Origin of the sequence: Halosolutus amylolyticus (assembly GCF_023566055.1) — an archaeon.
Classification (GTDB): Archaea; Halobacteriota; Halobacteria; order Halobacteriales; family Natrialbaceae; genus Halosolutus; species Halosolutus amylolyticus.
This window is the reverse complement of sequence record NZ_JALIQP010000004.1, coordinates 477,081-497,306: the sequence shown is the minus strand read 5'-3', so window position 1 is coordinate 497,306 and position 20,226 is coordinate 477,081. Positions and strand designations below refer to the sequence as shown.

At 61.2% G+C, this 20,226-nt stretch carries 15 protein-coding genes and 2 pseudogenes; 11 read left to right on the top strand and 6 right to left on the bottom strand.

Annotated features, from left to right (window positions below; translation table 11 throughout):
• The first annotated feature begins 114 nt into the window (after positions 1-114).
• Positions 115-1,593 carry a CoA-acylating methylmalonate-semialdehyde dehydrogenase gene (locus tag MUN73_RS17725; protein WP_250141840.1) on the top strand — a complete coding sequence of 493 codons (1,479 nt, stop codon included), beginning with the start codon at positions 115-117 and terminating at the stop codon, positions 1,591-1,593.
• Here MUN73_RS17725 and MUN73_RS22805 read toward each other — a convergent pair.
• A complete protein-coding gene (locus MUN73_RS22805; protein WP_465261004.1) occupies positions 1,538-1,810 on the bottom strand; it encodes a HEAT repeat domain-containing protein in 273 nt (90 codons plus the stop codon). The genes MUN73_RS17725 and MUN73_RS22805 overlap by 56 nt on opposite strands.
• Between MUN73_RS22805 and MUN73_RS17720 the strand changes: the two genes are divergently transcribed.
• From MUN73_RS17720 to MUN73_RS17710, 3 genes and pseudogenes are all read left to right on the top strand, one after another.
• On the top strand, positions 1,691-2,152 hold the full coding sequence (locus MUN73_RS17720; RefSeq protein ID WP_250141839.1) for a hypothetical protein: 462 nt from the start codon (positions 1,691-1,693) through the stop codon (positions 2,150-2,152). The genes MUN73_RS22805 and MUN73_RS17720 overlap by 120 nt on opposite strands.
• 1,108 nt (positions 2,153-3,260) lie before the next feature.
• Positions 3,261-3,935: pseudogene (locus MUN73_RS17715) on the top strand (IS6 family transposase).
• Positions 3,936-4,032: 97 nt separating this feature from the next.
• Positions 4,033-4,892 (top strand): annotated as a pseudogene (locus tag MUN73_RS17710) (IS5 family transposase).
• A gap of 122 nt (positions 4,893-5,014) precedes the next feature.
• Here MUN73_RS17710 and MUN73_RS17705 read toward each other — a convergent pair.
• Complete coding sequence (locus MUN73_RS17705; RefSeq protein ID WP_250141838.1) at positions 5,015-6,145, bottom strand: DUF1214 domain-containing protein; 1,131 nt, start codon at positions 6,143-6,145, stop codon at positions 5,015-5,017.
• A gap of 825 nt (positions 6,146-6,970) precedes the next feature.
• On the opposite strand from MUN73_RS17705, the gene MUN73_RS17700 reads away from it, so the two are divergent.
• Both MUN73_RS17700 and MUN73_RS17695 read left to right on the top strand, forming a co-directional pair.
• Entirely contained in the window at positions 6,971-7,165 is a 195-nt protein-coding gene (locus MUN73_RS17700; protein WP_250141837.1) for a hypothetical protein, read from the top strand.
• Positions 7,166-7,453: 288 nt separating this feature from the next.
• A complete protein-coding gene (locus MUN73_RS17695; protein ID WP_250141836.1) occupies positions 7,454-7,654 on the top strand; it encodes a hypothetical protein in 201 nt (66 codons plus the stop codon).
• A gap of 199 nt (positions 7,655-7,853) precedes the next feature.
• Here the strand turns inward: MUN73_RS17695 and MUN73_RS17690 are convergent, their stop codons facing one another.
• The 4 genes from MUN73_RS17690 to MUN73_RS17675 form a co-directional block, all read right to left on the bottom strand.
• Complete coding sequence (locus MUN73_RS17690; protein ID WP_250141835.1) at positions 7,854-11,576, bottom strand: PAS domain-containing sensor histidine kinase; 3,723 nt, start codon at positions 11,574-11,576, stop codon at positions 7,854-7,856.
• 434 nt (positions 11,577-12,010) lie between these two features.
• Positions 12,011-13,279 carry a saccharopine dehydrogenase family protein gene (locus MUN73_RS17685; protein WP_250141834.1) on the bottom strand — a complete coding sequence of 423 codons (1,269 nt, stop codon included), beginning with the start codon at positions 13,277-13,279 and terminating at the stop codon, positions 12,011-12,013.
• Positions 13,280-13,946: 667 nt separating this feature from the next.
• Positions 13,947-14,363: a CoA-binding protein gene (locus tag MUN73_RS17680; RefSeq protein ID WP_250141833.1), complete on the bottom strand. Its 417-nt coding sequence runs from the start codon at positions 14,361-14,363 to the stop codon at positions 13,947-13,949.
• Between the two features lie 155 nt (positions 14,364-14,518).
• Positions 14,519-15,757: a YncE family protein gene (locus MUN73_RS17675; RefSeq protein ID WP_250141832.1), complete on the bottom strand. Its 1,239-nt coding sequence runs from the start codon at positions 15,755-15,757 to the stop codon at positions 14,519-14,521.
• Positions 15,758-15,859: 102 nt separating this feature from the next.
• On the opposite strand from MUN73_RS17675, the gene MUN73_RS17670 reads away from it, so the two are divergent.
• The 5 genes from MUN73_RS17670 (at position 15,860) to MUN73_RS17650 (ending at position 19,937) form a co-directional block, all read left to right on the top strand.
• Positions 15,860-16,960: a DUF3179 domain-containing protein gene (locus tag MUN73_RS17670; protein WP_250141831.1), complete on the top strand. Its 1,101-nt coding sequence runs from the start codon at positions 15,860-15,862 to the stop codon at positions 16,958-16,960.
• Positions 16,957-17,547, top strand: a complete 591-nt coding sequence (locus MUN73_RS17665) for a hypothetical protein (protein ID WP_250141830.1) — start codon at positions 16,957-16,959, stop codon at positions 17,545-17,547. Before MUN73_RS17670 ends, MUN73_RS17665 begins: the two co-directional genes overlap by 4 nt.
• Positions 17,548-17,917: 370 nt before the next feature.
• Complete coding sequence (locus MUN73_RS17660) at positions 17,918-18,067, top strand: hypothetical protein (protein ID WP_250141829.1); 150 nt, start codon at positions 17,918-17,920, stop codon at positions 18,065-18,067.
• Between the two features lie 58 nt (positions 18,068-18,125).
• A complete protein-coding gene (locus MUN73_RS17655) occupies positions 18,126-18,419 on the top strand; it encodes a DUF8159 domain-containing protein (RefSeq protein WP_250141828.1) in 294 nt (97 codons plus the stop codon).
• Positions 18,420-18,575: 156 nt separating this feature from the next.
• On the top strand, positions 18,576-19,937 hold the full coding sequence (locus tag MUN73_RS17650; protein ID WP_250141827.1) for a dihydrolipoyl dehydrogenase family protein: 1,362 nt from the start codon (positions 18,576-18,578) through the stop codon (positions 19,935-19,937).
• The last annotated feature ends 289 nt before the right edge of the window (positions 19,938-20,226 follow it).

Sequence of the window (20,226 nt, the reverse complement as noted above, 5' to 3'; positions counted from 1 at the left end):
AGGTGAATCGAAGCACGGGTACATGTGCGTCGAACAGCGGTCGGTCCGTCGACCGTCTCTTCTTTACTGGCCGAAAATTTATTATTGTTCCCTACTTCACTTGAATCACCAGTGATGCTAGCAAGCCTGAGCGCTGACGGCGAGGTACAGAACTATGTGGACGGCTCGTGGCAGAAACCGGCCGGGCGGGACAGCCAGCCGGTGACCAACCCTGCGACCGGAGAGCGACTGGCGACGATCCCGTTCAGCGATGCAACGGACCTCGACGCGGCCGTCGACGCGGCGAACGAAGCATACAACGACTGGAGAAACACCGCCGTCGAGGACCGCATCCAGCCGCTGTTCCGACTGAAGTCGTTGCTCGAGGAGCACATCGGCGAACTCGCCGAACTTCTGGTCCGCGAGCACGGCAAGACTCGCGCCGAGGCCCGGGGCGAACTTCGCCGCGGTATCGAGAACGTGGAGGTGGCCTGTGGAATGCCGCGCCTCCAGCAAGCCGGCACGCTCGCCAACGCCGCACCCGACATTGACGAGAGTGCCGTCCGTGAGCCACTCGGAACGTTCGTCGGCATCACGCCGTTTAATTTCCCGGCGATGATCTCGCTGTGGTTCCTCCCCCATGCCGTCGCTTCGGGCAACGCCTTCATCCTGAAACCCAGCGAACAGGATCCCCTCGTTACCCAGCGTATCTTCGAGCTAGTAGACCAGGCCGGCTTCCCGGATGGTGTCGTCCAATTGCTCAACGGTGGGCCCGACACCGTGAACGAAATTCTCGCCCACCCAGGTATCGTGGGCGTCTCGTTCGTCGGCAGCACGCCGGTCGCCCGCCACATCTACGAGACGGCGGCGGCAAATGGGAAGCGCGTCCAGGCCCAGGGCGGCGCGAAGAACCACGTCATCGTCACCGAGAGCACCGACCTCTCATACGCTGCCGAAAAGACGGTCTCTTCAGCCTGTGCCTGTGCTGGTGAGCGCTGTCTCTCGAACGACGTCGTCGTTGTCGAGGACTCGGTCTATGACGCGTTCGCCGACGAGATGGTCGCGAAGATGCGCGACCAGACTGTCGGGTACGGCCTCGACGACGGAGTCGACATAGGCGCGATCATCAGCGCCGACCACGAGGAGACGATCAGGAGATACATCCAGTCTGGCGTGGATGAGGGTGCTAAGCTTCTCGTCGACGGGCGCGACGTGGCTGTCGATGGCTACGAGGACGGAAACTTCGTTGGTCCGTCGCTGTTCGGCGAGGTATCGCCGGAGATGACCATCGTCCGCGAGGAGCACTTCGGTCCTATCGTAGGACTGGTCCGCGTCGAGGACTTCGATGAGGCCGTCGATGTCGTCAACCGGAGCGACTTCGGCAACGCCGCGAGTCTGTTCACTGACAGCGGCCACAAGGCTAGTCGGTTCAAATGCGAAGTGGAGGCCGGGAACCTGGGCGTGAACGTTGGCACGGCCGCACCGATGGCGTTCTTTGCGTTCGGGGGACGCAAGGACTCGTTCTTCGGCGACCTCCATGCCCAGGGCTCGGACCTTGTCAACTTCTACACGGACAAAATGAGCTACATCGAGCGGTGGCCGGATCAGTCCTGAGCTGACCGACTGCCCACGAAGCGGTTTCCTGCACACCGTCGTCGGGGTCTGAGTCGGCCACCAATGAGAGTTGATTAACCACAATGGTGACCTCCAGATGGCCAAGCGCTTTGCAGACGTTCCGACGGACGACTGGTGTCGGATGGTCCAGGTGTTCTACGAGGGCGGGAATCCAGTCCTCCACGGCGTCGGGTTCCTCGGCGGCGAACGTGACGATTTCCACGGCGGCGTTCCCTGCCAGGTATTCGTCGCCGCTCTCGATACTCGTCACAGGACCGGTATGTGGTCGACAACCGCGTCCGAGCATTCGGCCCCGATGTCGCTGAGAACGCCAACGGCGTTCGCTTGGACGTTCGTAAACTCACCCGTCGAGATGGTGTTGGCGATTTCGTCAGTCGCCCCGACAGCCCCATCAGAGTACGACGAGACGATGGATCCGAACGCCGAGAGCGCGTTGACCTGGTCGGGTTTGTCTTCGCTGGCGATGTTGCCGACGAGTTGCAGGACAACCGATTTTACCTCCTCCGGAGACTCCGCGGCGATCTTCGAGAGGACTTAGACAACGTTGATTCGGGTCGTCGTCTTTTCGGAGTCGAGCAGTGCTGCCAACGTCGAAATCAAATCGGTGAACGCACCGGGATCAGTGCCGGTCAATTCCACGCAACACCCTTTCAGCCACACGTAACGACGAAGCGTTTACAGACATCGACATCTACCAAACAATACGTAAATGATGGACTGTTCCAACTGCGGATACGAACTTACAATCTCGGAAGTCCGAAAAGCAGGGAACGAGTGTCCCAACTGCGGGAGCAATCCTGCTCGAGATGACAGACCTTAGCCACATTTCCCCCTTGAGCAAATATTGATACTGTCGCCAGATCAACCCGTACTTCGAGTTCGTGGAGACGAGGTCGAATGTCTGCGCCTTGCTGTGTATCAAGAAGCGGTGTCCCGCCGCGTCTGTGGTCGCCGATCGGCCAGTGACCGGACGACCTCACCACCGTTCTCAAAGAAGTGATACAACCGCTGGAGCTTTCGCCATGATCGACGGCGAACCGGGGCGAGTCATCGTCGCGATCTCGGGTCGAGTCGGTCCCCTGTGACCAAGGGGTCAGACGTGGCTTATTCGGAGCCGGATATTGGGCCCGAATCGAGTCGGCATCGATGATGAAAGAGCGGCGGATTCGACGCCGCATCTGCAGGGCGAATCGAAGCGAGAATCCTGACCAGTCGACCACTGACGTCGGTGGTGGGAACCGGTGGTCACCTGTAGTCTCAACGCGGCCGATTCGTGGCCGATTCTGAGGGACGAATCCCGGTGGAATTGTGGTGGTCTACAGCCATCGATTTCTAGGTGAAGTTGACACTGGTCGAGAGGCGGGTCATCGTCGGTAAGTGACTGACCGTCAGGAGGAGATCGTCGCGATCAGCATGGGGAGTCTCCCAGCTGTGGGTCGGGGGGTGAGACACCCTCGTCGTGATCAGCGAAACTGGGGTAGCCGTCGGCCATCGGGAGACACTCGATGTCGGTCGTCGCCTAGAGGTCATTCGGCTCAGAAGTTCGTCTCATACTGGGTCCTGCTGACCGGGGGAAGTAAGCGGCAGTGGCACTGTCTAGTTGAGCCAGTTTGAGAAGTGAGCAGGTCGTAAAGTCGAGTTGGTTGATGCTCGCAGACCTGCTCGGCGAGAGCTATAAGGCGGATTTAGAAGAATCTTGAGAGGACGAGCGGACGGCGAACGCCCTGACGGGCGTCGCCGTCCGCCTCCACCAGACTGGTTGTTCCCTTCGAGAGACAACAACGATTCTCGCTGAATTAGGCGTTGAACGCTCTCACGGAGCCGTTTGGAACTGGATTCATCGGCTAGCTGACAGCAGACGCGACCCGACGATGGCTTCGCCATCGCAGGTCACTGTCGACGAAACCACTGTCAAAATCAACGGCGAGTGGTCTTGGTTGTATGCTGCAATAGACCTCGAGACAAAGTTGATTCTCGACGTTGTGTTGTTTGATCTACATGATCCCGGTCCGGCGGCTGCGTTTCTGCAGAAACTCCGCGAAAAACACGATCTTTCCGGGCTGAGTTTCTCGTCGATCAATGTGGCTATCGGACTGCCCTCCCGAGTTGGACTGAGCAGTCGGGTCAACTATACCGACCGAAACCTTATCGAAAAGTAGTTTCACACCCTCAAAATGCGAATCGACTGCTTCTATAATTCATGGATGGCCAGTCGGGCGAGCGTCCGCAAGTGGCTTGAACAGCTCGTACATTACTACAACCATCATAGACCGCATCAAGCCCTTGACGGAAAAGTGCCAGTTGCGGAGGTGCAGAACTAGACAGTTCCGTTTAGACGATCCGTTCCGGGAAGTGAGACGTCCGAGAAGCTGGTGTCGACTTGCTAGTAGATCTAGGAAAATACCAAATTGCTAGGAAGTGAAGCGGGACAGATTGGGTGTGCAAACCAAGACCGACTGCTTCACGAAGACGGTTGTATCGTTCGCTCAAAAAGCCGTCGTGGCCGGCCGGCTCCGGCCTATTGACCAGGAAAAGAGGGCTATGCCGATTGGGTGATTCTCGCCGTACAGGGGCTTAAGGAGTATCTCGGCCATCCTTACAGGAAGCTGCTGGATGTCCTGCGAGAAATGCCGAGGGTGACGAAATCACTCGGTTGGACGAATGAAACGCTCCTCCACTTCTCGACAGTGTGTTCGCGAGAGCAGGAGACCCCAATAGAACGATGGCAAATGATCCTCGATTCTTCGGTTGATTTGTACGAACTCGATGATGTTCAGGCAATCGATACAACCGGCGTTGATCGCATCCAAGCCAGCCAGCACTACGCCAAACGCACCGATTACACGTTCGAGGCGGTAAAGACCACGCTGCTCGTCGATTTCGAGACCAGTACGATCCTCGATACACACTGTTCGATGAAACAACCGCACGATACACAGATTGGTTGACAGGTTCTGATGCGGAACCTCGACGTGTTGACCGCCGTTGCTGCCGATAAGGGCTACGACTGGGAGGCATTTCGCACGAAACTGCGGGCGGAAGGTATCACACCGCTTATCCCGACGAGAGTGATGGATTTGCGTGGCCACGTGAGGAACCTCTTGATCGATGATCGGACGTATCACCAACGCCCGAACGCTGAGTCGGTGGTTTTCGGATTACGCCGTCGGTACGGTGAGACGCTGTGGTCGGGAATCTGATACTGTCAGTTCTGCGAACTTGTCATGAAATCGGCGGTGCGGAACATCGAACGCGCCATCGGGGGCTTTGACCGATGAAAGTAGGCGTCTAAATAAGGCCCAGAGCATGAGTTCAGCACGACCGTCAGTGCGAAGCGGAAGACGAGCGACGGTCGAGTCACGCCGGTTCAGTCGCCAGAACATCGATGGCCGCGCCCTTGTTACTCGACAGGCTGGACTTCGGGGAACTGATAGCTCCCGTCGAGGATCGCTTCGCGCGGCTCGTAGAGTCGGACCGTATAGTTCCACCGCTCTGGCGTGTAGAGGAAGTTCGGCTGGTCGGGATCACCACCGAAGTGAATCGTGACGCTGCCGTCGTCGTCTCGCTCTGCGGTTACGTTGTTGATCGAGTACGCGTCGTACTCGTTTTCCTCGAGGTACCAGTCGCTGTTGTAGACGGTGACCGACCAGTACCCGTCGACGGGGACGTCGTCGACGGTGAGCGTATATGGCGTGTCGCCGTCGTTCCGTTCGGGCGTTCGCCAGAGGACGAACTCGTCCGTCTCCGGACTTCCGCCCCAGGCGATCGCGGTGCCGAGGAAATGCTTGACAGGATCGATCTCGTCGGCGTCGCCCCACACGCCCCGGGAGTCGTCCATCGTCTCTCCGACTGTGATGAGCGCCTCCCGGATTCCCTCGAGCGATTCCTGATCCCAGTTGGGGATCTCGAACGTCCCGGTCGATTCCTGACTTGCCGTGATCTCGTCCTGGATGGTGTGGACGGTCTCGATGTCGTCCGGATCGTTCGGATCGAATAACGTGCGGACCAGGACCAGACAGTACCGCGTCCCGACTTCGTCCTGTGTCAGCGTGTATTCGCCGGCGGTCGTGGACGATCCCCGCAAGTAGTTGTCTTGATTGATGACGATCAGCAACTGGTAGCGGTCGCCGGTATCCGGTTGGGTGACGGTGACAGGCTCGGTCAGGTCGAAGACGCCAGCCGAGTAGAGCGTATCACGATTCATCTGGATGACGTCCTGCTCGTCGATGGGGACCAGTTCTCGGAGGTGATAGAACGCTCCGAACCCGCCCAGTTCGGCGTATCGTGCGAGGTACGTGTCGGACTCTGCGCGCGGGTAGTTCTCCCACGTTACCGGGACTGGCTCGCCATCTTCTGTCTCGTTTTCAGCCTGGTGTGTATTCGCCTCCGGGGAGTGTTGGCTGGCAGTGGCGCTGGCGCCGCCCATCGCGAGTAAGCCGGCGAGACCCGCCCCGCGAAGTGCGGTGCGGCGGGTTGCCCGCACCGGTTCGGCATCCGATTTCCTCGTCGTGTGGTGTGTCTTATCGCTCATGGCGCATGTCTCTCTGAGTGCCCCATGCAGTGGATGGGACCGACTCACACTCTCGCACATCAGCGCCCCATATAATACGATGGCGGTGATTAGAAATTATGTCATGACAAGATGATAGTATTGATTCGATGATGAAATCTGCTCCGTAAGTTACGATGGATTCCATCAGACAAACGAGCCCCTAGTTGTTGAGCAGCGCCAGATATTACATTCGCGCTATGTATTCAGCAAGGTCCCATCGTCGTTATCAATACGTGGCAAAACTCGTAGCATTCTGTTCGCGTACGAATTGAGCGGTGAGACGCCTCGTTCTCCCGTTTATCCTGATATAACTGTCCGCAAAGAATATATAACGTTCTGGTAAAACAATGACAGAGGATGGATTCAGAACCCATAATGACGTCGAATCCGCCGGCCAGGACACGCTGAACGGGTGTTATCGCGCTGAACTCATGCTCTGCAGGATCGCTAGACGACGCTGTGATTAGCCTACCATCGTCGGAGAGCAGTTAACCACTGGACTAGTCTCTGGAATCCACTGCTGTCTCTTGATTTTGCAGGAATCTGTTCATCCAGCCATCAGCACCTGGAAAATATTCGGCAATATGTACTCGCAATTAATCGGGCCCGATTGCTCCAAAGTCGACGCAGTCTAGTGATCCTACAGAGCACTCTATTCAATACACGCCTTCTGACAGCGGCCGGGAATATTTTAATCGGGTATTGAATACAGCGTGCATCTCGATCACGTGAATCATCTCCCTGAACCCCCATCGTCTCGTCGAAGGGCAAACGTAGATGCTTCAAGCGCCCCTATCAGGACCGATGTCGATGGATGACTTTACCCCAGAGGAGATGCTTGAGACGCGTGGTTCACAACTGAAGACGAGTCTCCCAGGCGTGGTCGTGACGACGAGACTCACCGACGCGGATGTGGACGAACTGGAAGCGGTTCACCGCCGACAGTTGGAGTACGCGCTCGAACACGCCGAAGAAGCGAAGGAAGCGACTCGGATGTAATCACGGGCGTTCAGATCTGAGAATTCCCGTTCTGTAGTGACGCTCAGCAACGCCGAACAACGTGCGTGATGGGAAGATCACGTCCCGTCCGACTCGATGTCGGTGGTCACAGAGGTGTGCTTGTTCCACAGTGCGAATGTGGTACGGACCGAGAGGACAATCAATACAGAAGGCTGAACGCTCAGTGCAGGGGGAACACAGAACGGAGTCGGGACTACCGTATCGCTTCCTGGCAGGCGCAGGCCTACCGTGTTTTCTCGATAGAGAGCGTCGTTTCATCCGAACCCAATGGTAACAACAGGTGACCGGGCAGACGTGCTCAAAAGCGCAAGCACTGTGACGACACTGATCGATGCGACGCTGGAATTTGCGAAAGGCCGCCGGACAAGTGGTCTCTTACTGCTTGGTGCCGCCGCGATCTCCTCGCGCATCCCCGGTATTGGGACAGCAGCTTCGCTTCTCCTTCGTGCGTATCGCCAACTCCGCTAAGTTCGCAGGTTCTCTCCCGGGGATATCAGAGACGAAAGGGCGAAATAAAGCCGATCGACGTTCGGAACTCATGCTCTGTATATCGCACGCCCCTACCGACAGAAAATCGATCTCTCGTCACACCCCGCAAGACACACAGCGCGAATGTAGCGTTCTCTGACCATGCATTAGCGAGGATGGCGACGTCAGCACAGACCGTTCAGGTATCGACAGCCGGAAGGGTAAACGAAAACGTCGATCCCTCGGCGGGTTCGGAGTCGACCCAGATCTCGCCGTCGTGGCGCTCGACGATCCGACGACACAGCGCGAGTCCGATGCCTGTCCCCGAGTGTTCCTCAGGTGTATGCAGTCGCTGGAACACCTCGAAGATACGCTCCTGTTCATCAGGATCGATCCCAATCCCTTCGTCCTGAATCGAAACGATCCACTGTTCCTCATCACGCGTGGCGGAAATGTCGATCTGCGGTGACTCGTCCCCGCTGTACTCGATCGCATTACTCAGCAGGTTCTGGAAGACCTGGCGCAACTGGCTGTCGTCGCCATCTACGCAAGGGAGGTCGTCGGTCGTGATCTCGGCGTCGCTCTCGTCGATCCGCATTTGCAGATCTTCGTGCACGTCTTCGAGAACGTCGTTCAGGTCGACCGGTTCGAACGGATCGCCACGCGTGTCGACGCGCGAGTACTCGAGCAGCCCATCGATCATCTCGCGCATCCGCTCGGCTCCGTCGACGGCGAACTCGAGGAACTCTTCGCCGTCCTCGTCGAGCGCATCGCCGTACCGATTCTCGATCAACTGGAGGTAGCTCGTCACCATCCGCAGTGGCTCTTGGAGGTCGTGGGAGGCGGCGTAGGCGAACTGTTCGAGGCGCTCGTTCGACGCCTCGAGTTGGCGCTGATACTCCCGACGTTCGGTGACGTCTTGTACGACGAGCATCCCCGCAAACACCTCTCCGGCATCATTTCTGACGGGCAAGGTGTAGGCGAACAGCCTTCGATCGTGATACTCGGCCTCGAACGAATTCGCCTCGCCCTCCAGCGCTGCCTCGAAGTACGGTTTCACCTCTTCGACGATATCGTCCGGGTAGACGTCGTAGACGCTGTTTCCGATCCGATCTTCCGGAGAGACGCCGACATCGTCCACGAGCTCCCCGCCGACGGCCGTGTACCGCACGTCCTCGTCGAACAGGCCGACTGCACCGCTCGGGAAGTTTTCGACGAGCGTCCGGTAGCGCCGTTCGGACTCCTCGAGCGCACGTTCGCGCTCCTTGCGCTCGGTGATATCGTCGGCGATCCCGACGATACGGCGAATTTGGCGCTCCTCGTTATGGACTGGGACAGCCTGTACGTCGAGCCACCGAACCTCGTCGTCGGGTCGAACGATGCGGTACTCCTCGTCGAATCCGTCGTCCGGCACGGCCTCGTACGCTTGCTCGACGCGCTGACGGTCGTCGGGATGGATCGTCTCGAGGAACGCGGCGGGATTGTCGTACAGCCACTCCCGGTCGCGTCCCCAGATCCTCTCGGAAGCGGGATTAAGGTAGAGCAGTTCTCGCGTGTCGAGCGACTCGACCCACACCATTTCCTCGAGATTCTCGGCGAGCATCCGGAATCGCGCTTCGCTCTTTTCGAGGGCGCGTTCGCGCTCTTTTCGTTCGGTGATGTCACGTACGACGCCGATTCGTTTGCGTTCATCGCCGGGTAATACCGAGAACGTCGCTTCAGCGGGAACACGGTCGCCATCTGCCGTCTGTACCGTTGCTTCCAGCTTGGGATCGTCGGTGAATCCTTCCGTAATCTCGGTCTCCGCCGCATTCGCTTGCTCGATCGTCTCGTCGTCGACGACCAGCGAGGCGTGTGACCCGAGCAGTTCCTCCCGGGAGTAGCCGGTCAGTTCGGTGTACGCGTCGTTGACCATTGTGAAACGGCCATCCTCGTCGACCGTGTAGATGCCGTCGTTGACGGTCTCGACGATCGTCTCGTACTTCGCCAGTTCCCGCTCGCGTTCCTTGCGCTCGGTGATGTCCAGGGCCATCGTCATTCCTCCGTGAATCTCGCCATCCCGATCCGCGAGGGGCACGACGTGGAGAATCCACTCGCGCCCCTCGGACGTGCCCTCAACCGATTGCGTCTCGCCTTCAAGTGCGGCCCGGAACGCGGGTTCGATCGTCTCGACCACGTCGTCGGCCCACACCTCGTGGAGGTACTGGCCTTCGACGTCGTCCGGCGAGTGGGGAAGGTAGTCGAATGCCTGCCCCTCGGCGAGCGTGTACCGAAGGTCCTCGTCGAACAGGGTGATGATCCCGTTCGGGAAGTTCTCCACGAGCGTCCGGTAGCGACGTTCCGACTCACGGATTGCCCGCTCGCGCTCTTTCCGTTCGGAAACGTCTCGGAAGTAGACCGAGATGCCGGTCTCGGAGGGATAGAGATTCGCTTCGACCCAGAACTCGAGATTGTCGTTGTAGAACTCGAGGCTGGTCGACTCCTGTGAGTTCATCGCCGTCTCGAAGGCGTCCCGAACGTCGTCCATCCGATCGATAGTGGGGAACGCTTCCCAGATGTTTTCGCCGAGCAGGTCCTGTTCGGAGTGTTCGAGGAGTTGCTCGGCCCGTTCGTTGACGTGCGTGAATCGATACTCCTCGTCGACTGCGTAGAAGGCGTCGGAGATCCGACCGAACACCCGCTGGAGTTCGCTCTCGAGTTCCCGTTCGCGCTCGCGCCGATCGGTCATATCGCGAGTGATTTTCAGGTACCCTCGAGGGGCCCCATCCTCGTCCCGAACCGCCGTAATCGTCACGTTCGCCCAGAATCGTGTGCCGTCCTTTCTGACGCGCCAGCCTTCGTCTTCGATGGATCCCGCTTCCGTGGCCCGTTCGAGATTCCGCTCGGGAACGCCCGCGTCCCGATCTTCCTCGGTGTAGAACGTCGAGACGTGTTGGCCGAGAATCTCCTCGGAGTCGTATCCCTTGATCTCCTTCGCCCCCTCGTTCCAGCTGACGACGTGACCCTCCGCATCGAGTCGAAGGATGGCATCTTCCTCGACGGCCTCGATCAGCGACTGGAACTGTTCTTCGGTTTCACGGCGGGCGTCCTCCGATCGCTTCCGATCCGTGATGTCGTAGTAGAGTTCGATTCGCCCGCCGGCGTGTTCACCCGATTCGATCGGTTTGCTCCGGTGCTCGAGCCAGCGTTCCTCACGGACGTCGCCTGCCGTGACGCGGCACTCGAACTCCTCGATGTAACTGTTGTCGTCGTACGTCGCCAGGACCGTCTCTGCAAATCTGTCTGGATCGTCGACCGTGTCCGCGACGAGTTCGTGGACGACCTGTCGTTTGTCGCGGCCGATGAGGTCGTCCCGATCGAGGCCAAAATACCGTTCGATCGTCTCGTCGGCCCACGCGACGTCGAACTCGTCGTCGAGAACGAAGACGCCGATGTTCGCTTCGTCGAGAACGCTCGTGATCGAATCGTACGACGCCTGTGCTGAATCGAGCGTTTTCAGCCGCTGCTCTTGTTCGGAGACGTCTCGGACGACGCCGATCGTTCCCTGAAACTCCCCCTCTTCAGTCAGCACGTTGATCCGTAATTCACACGGAACTACGTCGCCATCGGCAGTGTGGACGCCGAGTTCGAAGGTCGCAATGTCCTCGTCTTCAGTTCCGGTCCGATTCTCGATTTCGCGCTCGATGAGTTCGATATCGCCATCAGTGAGAACACGTGAGACGTGCTCACCGAGGAGTTCCTCGCGAGAATACCCCGTCGTCTCGACGATCACGTCGTTGAGTGCGACGAAGTGTCCGTCCGAATCGAGCTGATACACGCCGTCGTCGATCGTGTTGACGAGCGTCCGATATCGGTGGAGCGCCACGTCGTCCTCGACGTCACCCCAAAATGTCCCGTCGGGGCTGCCCGCTCGTGTACTCATTACCCATCTATGATCAGCGTCCAACTTAAGGCACTCGCCGGTCGTGCAAGAGTTTGCGTTTTCGTCTGGAGAGTACACGGAGTCTCAGAGTCCAGATCACGTTCTCTTCGGTGCAACGTCACACCACTGATATAGTAGCAACTGAAAGTCGATGCACACCTGATCGCAGGATGGCTGTGCGATCAGTGTGTAAATCGGTTCAGTTGTTACTATAGACTTCCGTCGAATGCCCCAGCCTTGAAACGCGAATTACACTGTGAGAATCAGTTTCGGTGAGAAGCATTTGAGCATCTCTACAACAGCAAGAATATGGGCGATAGGCAGTTCGTAGGCGAACGCAGCGTCGAACGTCTCATACGGATTGCTGTACGATTTACCGGCGCAACCGCCGCCCGGATCACGGTTGCGCCGGAAATGACTTACAGTAAACCGTGTCACGCGGGCGGACTATCCCACACGTCAACTTCCACATCCAGTCCCGCCTGCCGAAGCCTGTCAGCAAGTGGGTCACCGATACCTGACGCCGGCGTGAGAATTCCACCCGCGAGCGGTGAGTCGGTCTGGTTGCGCACCAGGCACATCGCAGCCTCGCTGAGCATCCTCGCGGTCGCGCCGTAGCCCGGATCCCGATCGGCGCTAATCTGACTCTCCACGACGAACGGGCCGTCAGTGGCGGTTCCACGGCCGAGTACGCGGACGGTGAAATACCCGTTTTCGATCTGCTCTCTCGTCGGCCCCTCGCCCGGATCCGGGAACACGAATCGACGTAATCCGTCTCGTGTCGGACCGAACGCCATCCCAGCAGTAGCGGCCATGATCCCCGCCCAGACAGCGCTTGCACGTGCCGGGCCGCCGAGGCCGTCGCCCGTGGGAAACACTTCTGTGCACTCGAACTCACGCCCCCACGGATACCCGAGCAGCGCGTTGCTGCGTCGAACGACCCGTTCGTTCACCACCGCCATCGGCGACGGAGCCGTCCACACCGATCGTAGGGGGTCCTTTTTCGGGACGGACTGTGCGCCCGGATCGACGCCGTCGCGCTCACCTTTCGGTGCCAGCGAGTACGGGTTCCGAAGCGTCTGCTGGGCAAGTGGGTCGGTCGACGCGGCGCGAAACACTTCGATTGCACTGGCCATCGTGCCACCGCTCACGCTCCCGCGACTGTCCTCCAGGTAGATGTATGCCATATCGCACGGCGTCCCGAACTCGTCGATGGCGAACGATTGAACGAGTTTCGTCCCGAGATCGCTGGGGATCGAGTCGAATCCACAGCTGTGGACGATTCGAGTGCCTGCCTCGATCGCGTCGTCGTGGTATCGATCGATCATCTCCCGCACCCAGTTCACCTCGCCCGTCAGATCACAGTAGTCCGTTTCGGCGGCGATGCATGCCTCGACGAGTGGTGTGCCATACGTCGTGTACGGGCCGACCGTCGTACAGACGACACGCGTGTCTTCGGCGATGGCGTGGAGACTGTCGGGCTCGGTCGCGTCGCCGAGGACGATCGGGATGTCATCCCACGCAGAACGCCGTTCTCCGAGTGCTGTTTCCAGTTCGTGGAGCCGACGCTCGCTGCGACCGCCGAGTGCGAGCGAGAGCTGGTCCGGTGTGTACTGTGCAGTGAGATACTCGGCGACGAGGCGGCCAGCGACGCCAGTGGCCCCCCAGACGACGAGGTCGTGCTGCCGGTGGGTGTTCGACACAGGTATCGGTTGCAATTCGCGATCCATGGCCTCAACTGTTGGGTGACGGCCAGTGTCGTCACCCATCCCGAACGCGAACACGAATTCGAGTTCGTCCTCGATCTGTTCGAGTGGTATCTACTCGGTTGCAATCCACGGGAGCGTCCCCCTTTGCAAGTCGGATCGGCCCACCACTCCCGTCTAGCAACTCGACGGACATACCCGAGTGATATTGCGGCGTTGGAGGGGAAAGTGTTTGAGCCGTGCTATAGTAGCCACTGAAAGTCAATGCACACCTGATCGCAGGACAGCTTTGCGATCAGTGTGTAAATCGTTTCAGTGGCTACTATACTCGGACGGTGTCGGTGGTCGGGGCTCGACTCGTTCGGTGGACGGTCAGCGGTCCAGTTTCAGACGCCGCCTTCGCGGATCTGGCCGGTGACGTGTCGGTGGAGTTCGCGGGCCAGTCGATGCATCGATTCGGCCTGCCGTTCGACGGCGAGGAGCCGGCACCCCCTGGTGAGTTGCGTCTTCCAGTCGGCGTCTGCGTCGATCGTCGGTTCCCGCGTCGGGCCGCTGTGCCCGCTTCGTTGAAGGCGTCGACGGCGGCGTCGAGCGCCTCCTGACAGTGTCTCGTCAGATGATCGATGATCCGGCCGGACAACGTCAGCCGCGGAACCGGCACCGGTCACCGAGACGCGATGAGGCGCTGGTGCTCGGGTTTCATACACCGGTCCTGGACGACTCGGACGCCAGCGTCCTCCGCTCGGGCGACGGCCTCGTCGTCGTGAATCCCGAGCTGGAGCCAGACGACGTCGACGTCGTCGCGGTCGAGCACCTCGTCGACGATGCCGGACACCTCGTCGCTCGGTCGGAATACGTCGACGATGTCGATGTCCTCCTCGACGTCGGAGAGCGAGTCGGCGGCCGGCTTCCCGAGGACCTCGTCCGCGTACGGATTGACCGGGACGACCTCGTAGCCCTGTCGCTGGAGATACGCCGGTATCTCGTGGGCGTCCTTGCCGGGCGTCGACGAACACCCGACGACGGCGACGGTTTCTCGTCCGAGTATCTCTCGTACTTCGGCGTCCGTTTCGACGGGCATACCCGGTCGTACGGGCCGGACCGGGAAAACGGCACTGTCGTCGCGACGGCGAATACGTCAGCAGGGTACCGATCGAGGGGCCGCCAGTATCGGATTCGAAGCCGGTGCTCGCGGTTCAGCCGATCGAATCGAACGACGGCGATGACGCGGCACTGTCACCCACAGTAACAGTTGTCGTCGGGGCAGAACGTCGGTTCCCGGTCACCGAACGAGACGCCGAGCGTCGCCAGCGAACTTCGCAGTCGCTGGCTGGTGGTCGTCTCGGGCCGAACCATCCCGCCGACGGCCCCCGTCGGCGTCTCCCCGGTATCGATCGTCGTGAGCACGGCCCGCCGCTCGGGGTCGATTACTGCGACGTGGTTCGCGGTCTGGACCGGAACGTACAGTTTCTCCCGGTGGGGACCCCACGCGCCGGATATCGCACTCCCGCCGACGTCGAGTTCGCGGTCGACGGCCCGTTCGTCGAGGTCGATCACCGTCACGGCGTCGATACCGGGAGTGAAGAGGTAGGCTGCGTCGGTGTCGGGGGAGATCTCGCTCGTGATCGGTGGCGCCGAAAGACCGTCGTCTCGAGTGATTCGGTCGAGTTCGCCCTCGCCGTTCTCGACCAGGAGAAGATCGCCGTCGAACGACGCGGTGCACATGAACGGCAGGACGTTCCCCTCCCCTGCGGGGTCGCCGACGTCGACTCGCGTGACGATTTCGAACGGATCGACGCGGACCACGGTCAGCGTCTCGTTCGCGATGTCCGCCACGAATCCGTACTCGCCGTTCGGGGTCAGCGTCGTATCGCACGGCCCGGTGTACCCGACCTCGATTTCGCCCGTGACCTCGCCGAACGTATCGCTCTCGCGATCGGCGTCGATTCGAAGGATGACGTGGTCCGGCGGATCGTCCGGGTCGGGATCGATGGTGGTCGTTCCGCCGGCGGCGACGAGCAGGTGGTTCCCGTCCGGCGTCAGGTTCGGGTAGTTCGGCTCGAACCCGGTCTCGATCGCCGCGACCTCGTCGACCGTGTGCTGGTCGAGGGCCCTGACGCCGCCGGAGACGTTGAGCCAGAGCGTCTCGGACGGCGAATCGGCGCCGGTGCCGTACTGGTTGGCCGGGAACGACGCCGTCGTATCGATGAAGACGGTCTCGACCAGTTCGTCGGCGTCGGCGTCGACGATGCTCAGCGTTCGATCGCCGTTGTTGAACACGTACACCGTCGGCGCACGCGCTCCGTTCGAATCGGACAGACAGCCAGACAGCGTCGCCGTCGCGGTCGTCCCGATGGCGGCCGACGATTGTAGCATTCTGCGCCGATCGATCCCCTCCCGGAACGGGTCCGTCGCAGCCGGGTTCGTTCGAAACCGGTCCTGTCTGCTCCCGCTGTCCCCTCCCTCGTGGCCCATACGTGGGTTACGACCCGCCGATAATAAATACTGAAACGCGCCTGTGCGTCGATCGCACACGACCAACGTCGGGTTATTGGGGACGCACACCTCTCGATACCTATGCGAGACGGACGAAAACCCGGCGGCATCTCCAGACGGTCCGTTATCGGCACGATCGGGGGCGTCGGTCTCGCCACCCTGGCAGGCTGTCTGGACACCGCCGGTGATCCCGATCGCGGAGCGGGTGCCGAGGACGCGTCGACCGGCGGCCCGCCGACTGCCGACCGATCGCTTCCGGAGGAGTACACGACCGAGGAACTCGAGGACGCGAGTCTCTCCGGCGGTCCGGGACAGGACGGCATCCCCTCGATCGACGAGCCACAGTTCACCGCGGCCGACGAGCCGCCGACGAACCTGACTGACGGCGATCCGGTATTCGGCGTCGAACTGAACGGCGAGGCGAAGGCCTACCCCCAGCACGTCCTCGTCTGGCACGAGGTCGTGAACGACGTCGTCGGCGACGAACCGGTCGCGGTGACGTACTGTCCGCTGACCGGAACCGCACAGGGCTTCTGTCGCGGCGAGGTCGAGTTCGGCGTCTCCGGCCGACTCGTCAACAGCAACCTCGTCATGTACGATCGCGGGACGGAGACGTGGTGGCCCCAGATGCTCGCGCGGGGGATCCGCGGTCCGCACGAAGGAGCCTACCTCGATGAGTTCCGGGTGATCTGGACGACGTGGGAGCGGTGGCGCGAGTCGTATCCGGAGACGGTCGTGCTCACCGAGGAAACTGGCCACATTCGAAATTACGGCGACGATCCCTACGGGGGATACAATCCCCGGACCGGATACTACGACAGCGCGAACACGCTGTTCAGTCCGCTGACGACCGACGATCGGTTCCCCGCGAAGGCGGTCGTCGTCGGAGCACGGAACGCCGACGGCGCGGTCGCGGTTCCCAAAGCGACCCTCCGCGAACGTACGGTCGTCGAGGGGACGGTGAACGACGTCCCGTACGTGACCGTCCACGACGAGGGACTCGACACGGGCTACGTGTACCGGAACCCCGGCGACGAGACGGTCGAGCACGACGACGGGAGATTCACCGTCGGCGGTGACGAGTACGAGGCCGACGAACTCCCCCTCGAGCGCGAGATCGCGTTCGACGCGATGTGGTTCGCCTGGTACGGCTACTACCCGTCGACGGAGGTCCACGAATGAGCACCGATCGTCGATTCGTTCCGAATCCGCGGCGGCGACTCGACGAGACGGCGGCTGCGACGGCACTCGTCGTCCGGCGGTACGATTCGCTGGCGATCGCATCCGTCGTCGCGATCGGCTACCTCGTGGCCTTCCTCTGGGCCGTCGGCGATCTGGCGTTTCGACCAGACGTGGCGGCGACCCTGGTCGTGGTCGACGACCCGCTGGGCCGGATGGTCGCCCGGACCGGCCCGGCGACGTTCGAGGCCGTCGCGCTCCTCGACACCGGCGTCGTTCGACTCCTGGTGTCGCCGCTCAACCTCGCGATCGGCCTCCTGATCGCCGGCCTCGTCGGGATCAATCTCGGACTGACCTACCTCGCGGTCGTGCAGCCGGCGGCCTGCGGGATCGGCGCGGGGTCCGGCCTGCTCGCGTCGGTACCCGCGCTGCTGTCCGGGACGGTGTGCTGTGGCCCCGTCGTCCTGATCGCCCTCGGGATACAGGCGAGCGGCCTTCTGCTGACCACGTTCGCGTGGCTGTTGCCCCTGGGCGTCGCCACGTTGTTCCTGAGTCTGGTGTACGTCGCCGGAACGATCGACGTTGAGTGACATCCGGGTGAGAGCGACGGCGAGACGACGGATCGCTCGCGAGAGTCGGTGACGATCGGGGCCCCGATCGTCAGTACAGAGGCCGCGGAAGCACCTCGAAGCACCGACCGTCTCCGAACGGTCTCACGGGTCGCGTCCAGTACCGCACAACGGTTTTGTACCGCGACGACGGTGAATGCGTATAGCCGTCTCGTCGCCGCCGCTTCGAGTGTCGGGCTCCGTCGGGGCGAACGCCCTACGACGCTTCGGCGCGTTCCGAAACGGACGACGATGATTCGTCTCGCTCCCGCGGCCGTCCGCCGCGGATCCCAGGATCAGACCGGCTGATTCGAACCAGAACCCCGTTCGAACCCACTCGAGGAGAGGACACGTGACCGACCACAACCGATTCAGTCGATCGCACGGCATTCCGAGACGCACCGTCCTGACGACTGCGACTGCCGTCGGCGCCGGAACCATCGCAGGCTGTCTGGACGATACGGACGAGTCCGAACAGGAGGCCGCCCAGGGGGGGCGGTGACGGCTCCGGGGACGACGACTCCGACGTCAGTGAGGAGGAGCGAGCGCTCGCTGCGGAGATGGTCGAGGCGGTCGACGACGACCTCTCGGTGACCGACTGGGAGTTACACGGCATGTTCATCCCCGAGTACACCGACAGCGGTGGCCTGGAGGCCGACGTCCCGATCCTCGGGGACGCCTACGCCGACATCGTCGACCAGGGATTCGATCGGCGGGCGATGCCGACCGCGCTCGAGGACGACGGAACCGTGGATTTCATGGTCTTTCTCGAGACGGAGTGGGCCACCGCGTACCTCGACGGCGACTGGTCGGAAGACGAGTACTACGCGGAGATCGAAGACTCCGAACACTGATCCTCGACGCAGTGGCGCCCGATGCGGTCCGGTCGGCGTGACTCGACAGGTCGTCGAGAGCCGAGCGCGTCGCCACCTCGCTGTCCCGTCGGTCGTGTCTCGCCGGTGAACACCCCCGTTCGCTATTTACGTGTTCCCGGAGTCGATACCGCTGGAATGGCCGATTTTGACGTCCTCGTCATCGGTGGTGGCACAGCCAACAACGTCGCCGCGGCGGCGGCGAATCGCGGACTCGAGACGGCGCTCGTCGAACCGGGACCGCTCGGTGGAACGTGTCTCAACCGGGGCTGTAACCCCTCGAAGATGCTCATCCAGGCGGCGAACGCGGTCAATCACGTTCGGGATGCCGAGCGGTTCCACGTCGACGCCAGCCTCGAGGGAATCGACTGGGAATCCGTCGTCGGCGAGATGGACGACCTGCTTGGCGGGATCGCCGACGACATGGCGGAGCGATACCGCGAGAAAGACCATCTCACGCTCTTCGAGGAACGAACCGCGTTCGTCGACGATCGGACGGTCGAACTCGACGGACAGGAGGTAACGAGCGAGAAGGTCGTCGTCGCAACGGGCAGCCGTCCCGTCGTCCCGCCGATCGACGGTCTCGACGACGTCGACTACCTGACGAGCAAAGAGGCGCTGTACCTGACCGACCCGCCGGAGCGTCTCGTCGTTCTCGGCGGCGGGTACATCGCCGTCGAACTCGGCTACGTCTTCGAGTCGATCGGGACGGACGTCACCATCGTCGAGATGATGGACGCGCTCGTTCCCCGCGAGGACGGCGACGTCTCCGAAGCGTTCACCGACATCGCGAGCGATCGCCACGACGTCTACACCGGGCACCGAGTGACGGCCGTCGAAGCGGTCGATGACGGTCACCGGGTCCACGCCGAAACCGAGGACGGCGAGACGATCGCGGTCGAGGGCGAGGAGGTCCTCGTCGCGCTGGGCCGACGGCCGAACACCGACGCGCTGAACCTCGACGCTGCCGGTATCGAGGTCGACGATCGCGGCTTCGTCGAGACGAACGAGTATCTGGAAACCACCGCAGAGAACGTCTGGGCCCAGGGGGATGTCGCCGGAAACGCCCTGTTCAAACACTCCGGCGACTACGAGACGCGCCACGTGATCGACACTGTCGTCCACGACGAGCGGCGGGCGATCGATCTCACAGCGATGCCGCACACGATCTTCACCGAGCCCCAGATCGCCGGCGTCGGTGCCACCGAGGACGAACTCGAGGAGGAGGGGCGCGAGTACGTCGTCGGCCGCGCCGACTACGCCGACTCGGCGATGGGACGGGCGAAGAAACTCGAGGACGGCTTCGTGAAGGTGCTCGGGGCGCCGGACGGCGAGATCCTGGGCTGTCACGTCATCGGGTACGAGGCGTCGATGCTGGTGCACGAGGCCGTCGTCGCGATGCGGACGGGCGCAACCGTCGACGAGGTGGCCGACACGATCCACGCCCACCCGACGCTCGGGAAGGTCGTCGAGGCGGCGTTCCTGGACGCCTCGAATTGAGCGACTCCGAACAGCGCTCCCTCTCGACGGTGACGACTTTTCGCGCCGTCCGAACCTACCGATGAGGGCTGTGCGGACTCCTCCCGTGGGTCGTGTTCGTCGATCACCCCGTTCCTATAGTAGCCACTGAAACGATTTACACACTGATCGCAAAGCTGTCTTGCGATAAGCGATGTTCCGGCCACACTCGCGCGAGTGGGTTATGCAACGTTTCAACGCTCACGACATAACCGACTAACTGAAGAATCGCGGGTGAGAGTGTCCGCACAGCTTGACTCTCAGGCAAAAT

Coding starts and splice junctions, on each gene's coding strand:
- MUN73_RS17725 (WP_250141840.1), top strand. CDS start 115: ATGCTAGCAAGCCTGAGCGCTGACGGCGAGGTACAGAACTATGTGGAC.
- MUN73_RS17720 (WP_250141839.1), top strand. CDS start 1,691: ATGGCCAAGCGCTTTGCAGACGTTCCGACGGACGACTGGTGTCGGATG.
- MUN73_RS17705 (WP_250141838.1), bottom strand. CDS start 6,145: ATGAGCGATAAGACACACCACACGACGAGGAAATCGGATGCCGAACCG.
- MUN73_RS17700 (WP_250141837.1), top strand. CDS start 6,971: ATGTCGATGGATGACTTTACCCCAGAGGAGATGCTTGAGACGCGTGGT.
- MUN73_RS17695 (WP_250141836.1), top strand. CDS start 7,454: ATGGTAACAACAGGTGACCGGGCAGACGTGCTCAAAAGCGCAAGCACT.
- MUN73_RS17690 (WP_250141835.1), bottom strand. CDS start 11,576: ATGAGTACACGAGCGGGCAGCCCCGACGGGACATTTTGGGGTGACGTC.
- MUN73_RS17680 (WP_250141833.1), bottom strand. CDS start 14,363: ATGCCCGTCGAAACGGACGCCGAAGTACGAGAGATACTCGGACGAGAA.
- MUN73_RS17675 (WP_250141832.1), bottom strand. CDS start 15,757: ATGGGCCACGAGGGAGGGGACAGCGGGAGCAGACAGGACCGGTTTCGA.
- MUN73_RS17670 (WP_250141831.1), top strand. CDS start 15,860: ATGCGAGACGGACGAAAACCCGGCGGCATCTCCAGACGGTCCGTTATC.
- MUN73_RS17665 (WP_250141830.1), top strand. CDS start 16,957: ATGAGCACCGATCGTCGATTCGTTCCGAATCCGCGGCGGCGACTCGAC.
- MUN73_RS17655 (WP_250141828.1), top strand. CDS start 18,126: ATGGTCGAGGCGGTCGACGACGACCTCTCGGTGACCGACTGGGAGTTA.
- MUN73_RS17650 (WP_250141827.1), top strand. CDS start 18,576: ATGGCCGATTTTGACGTCCTCGTCATCGGTGGTGGCACAGCCAACAAC.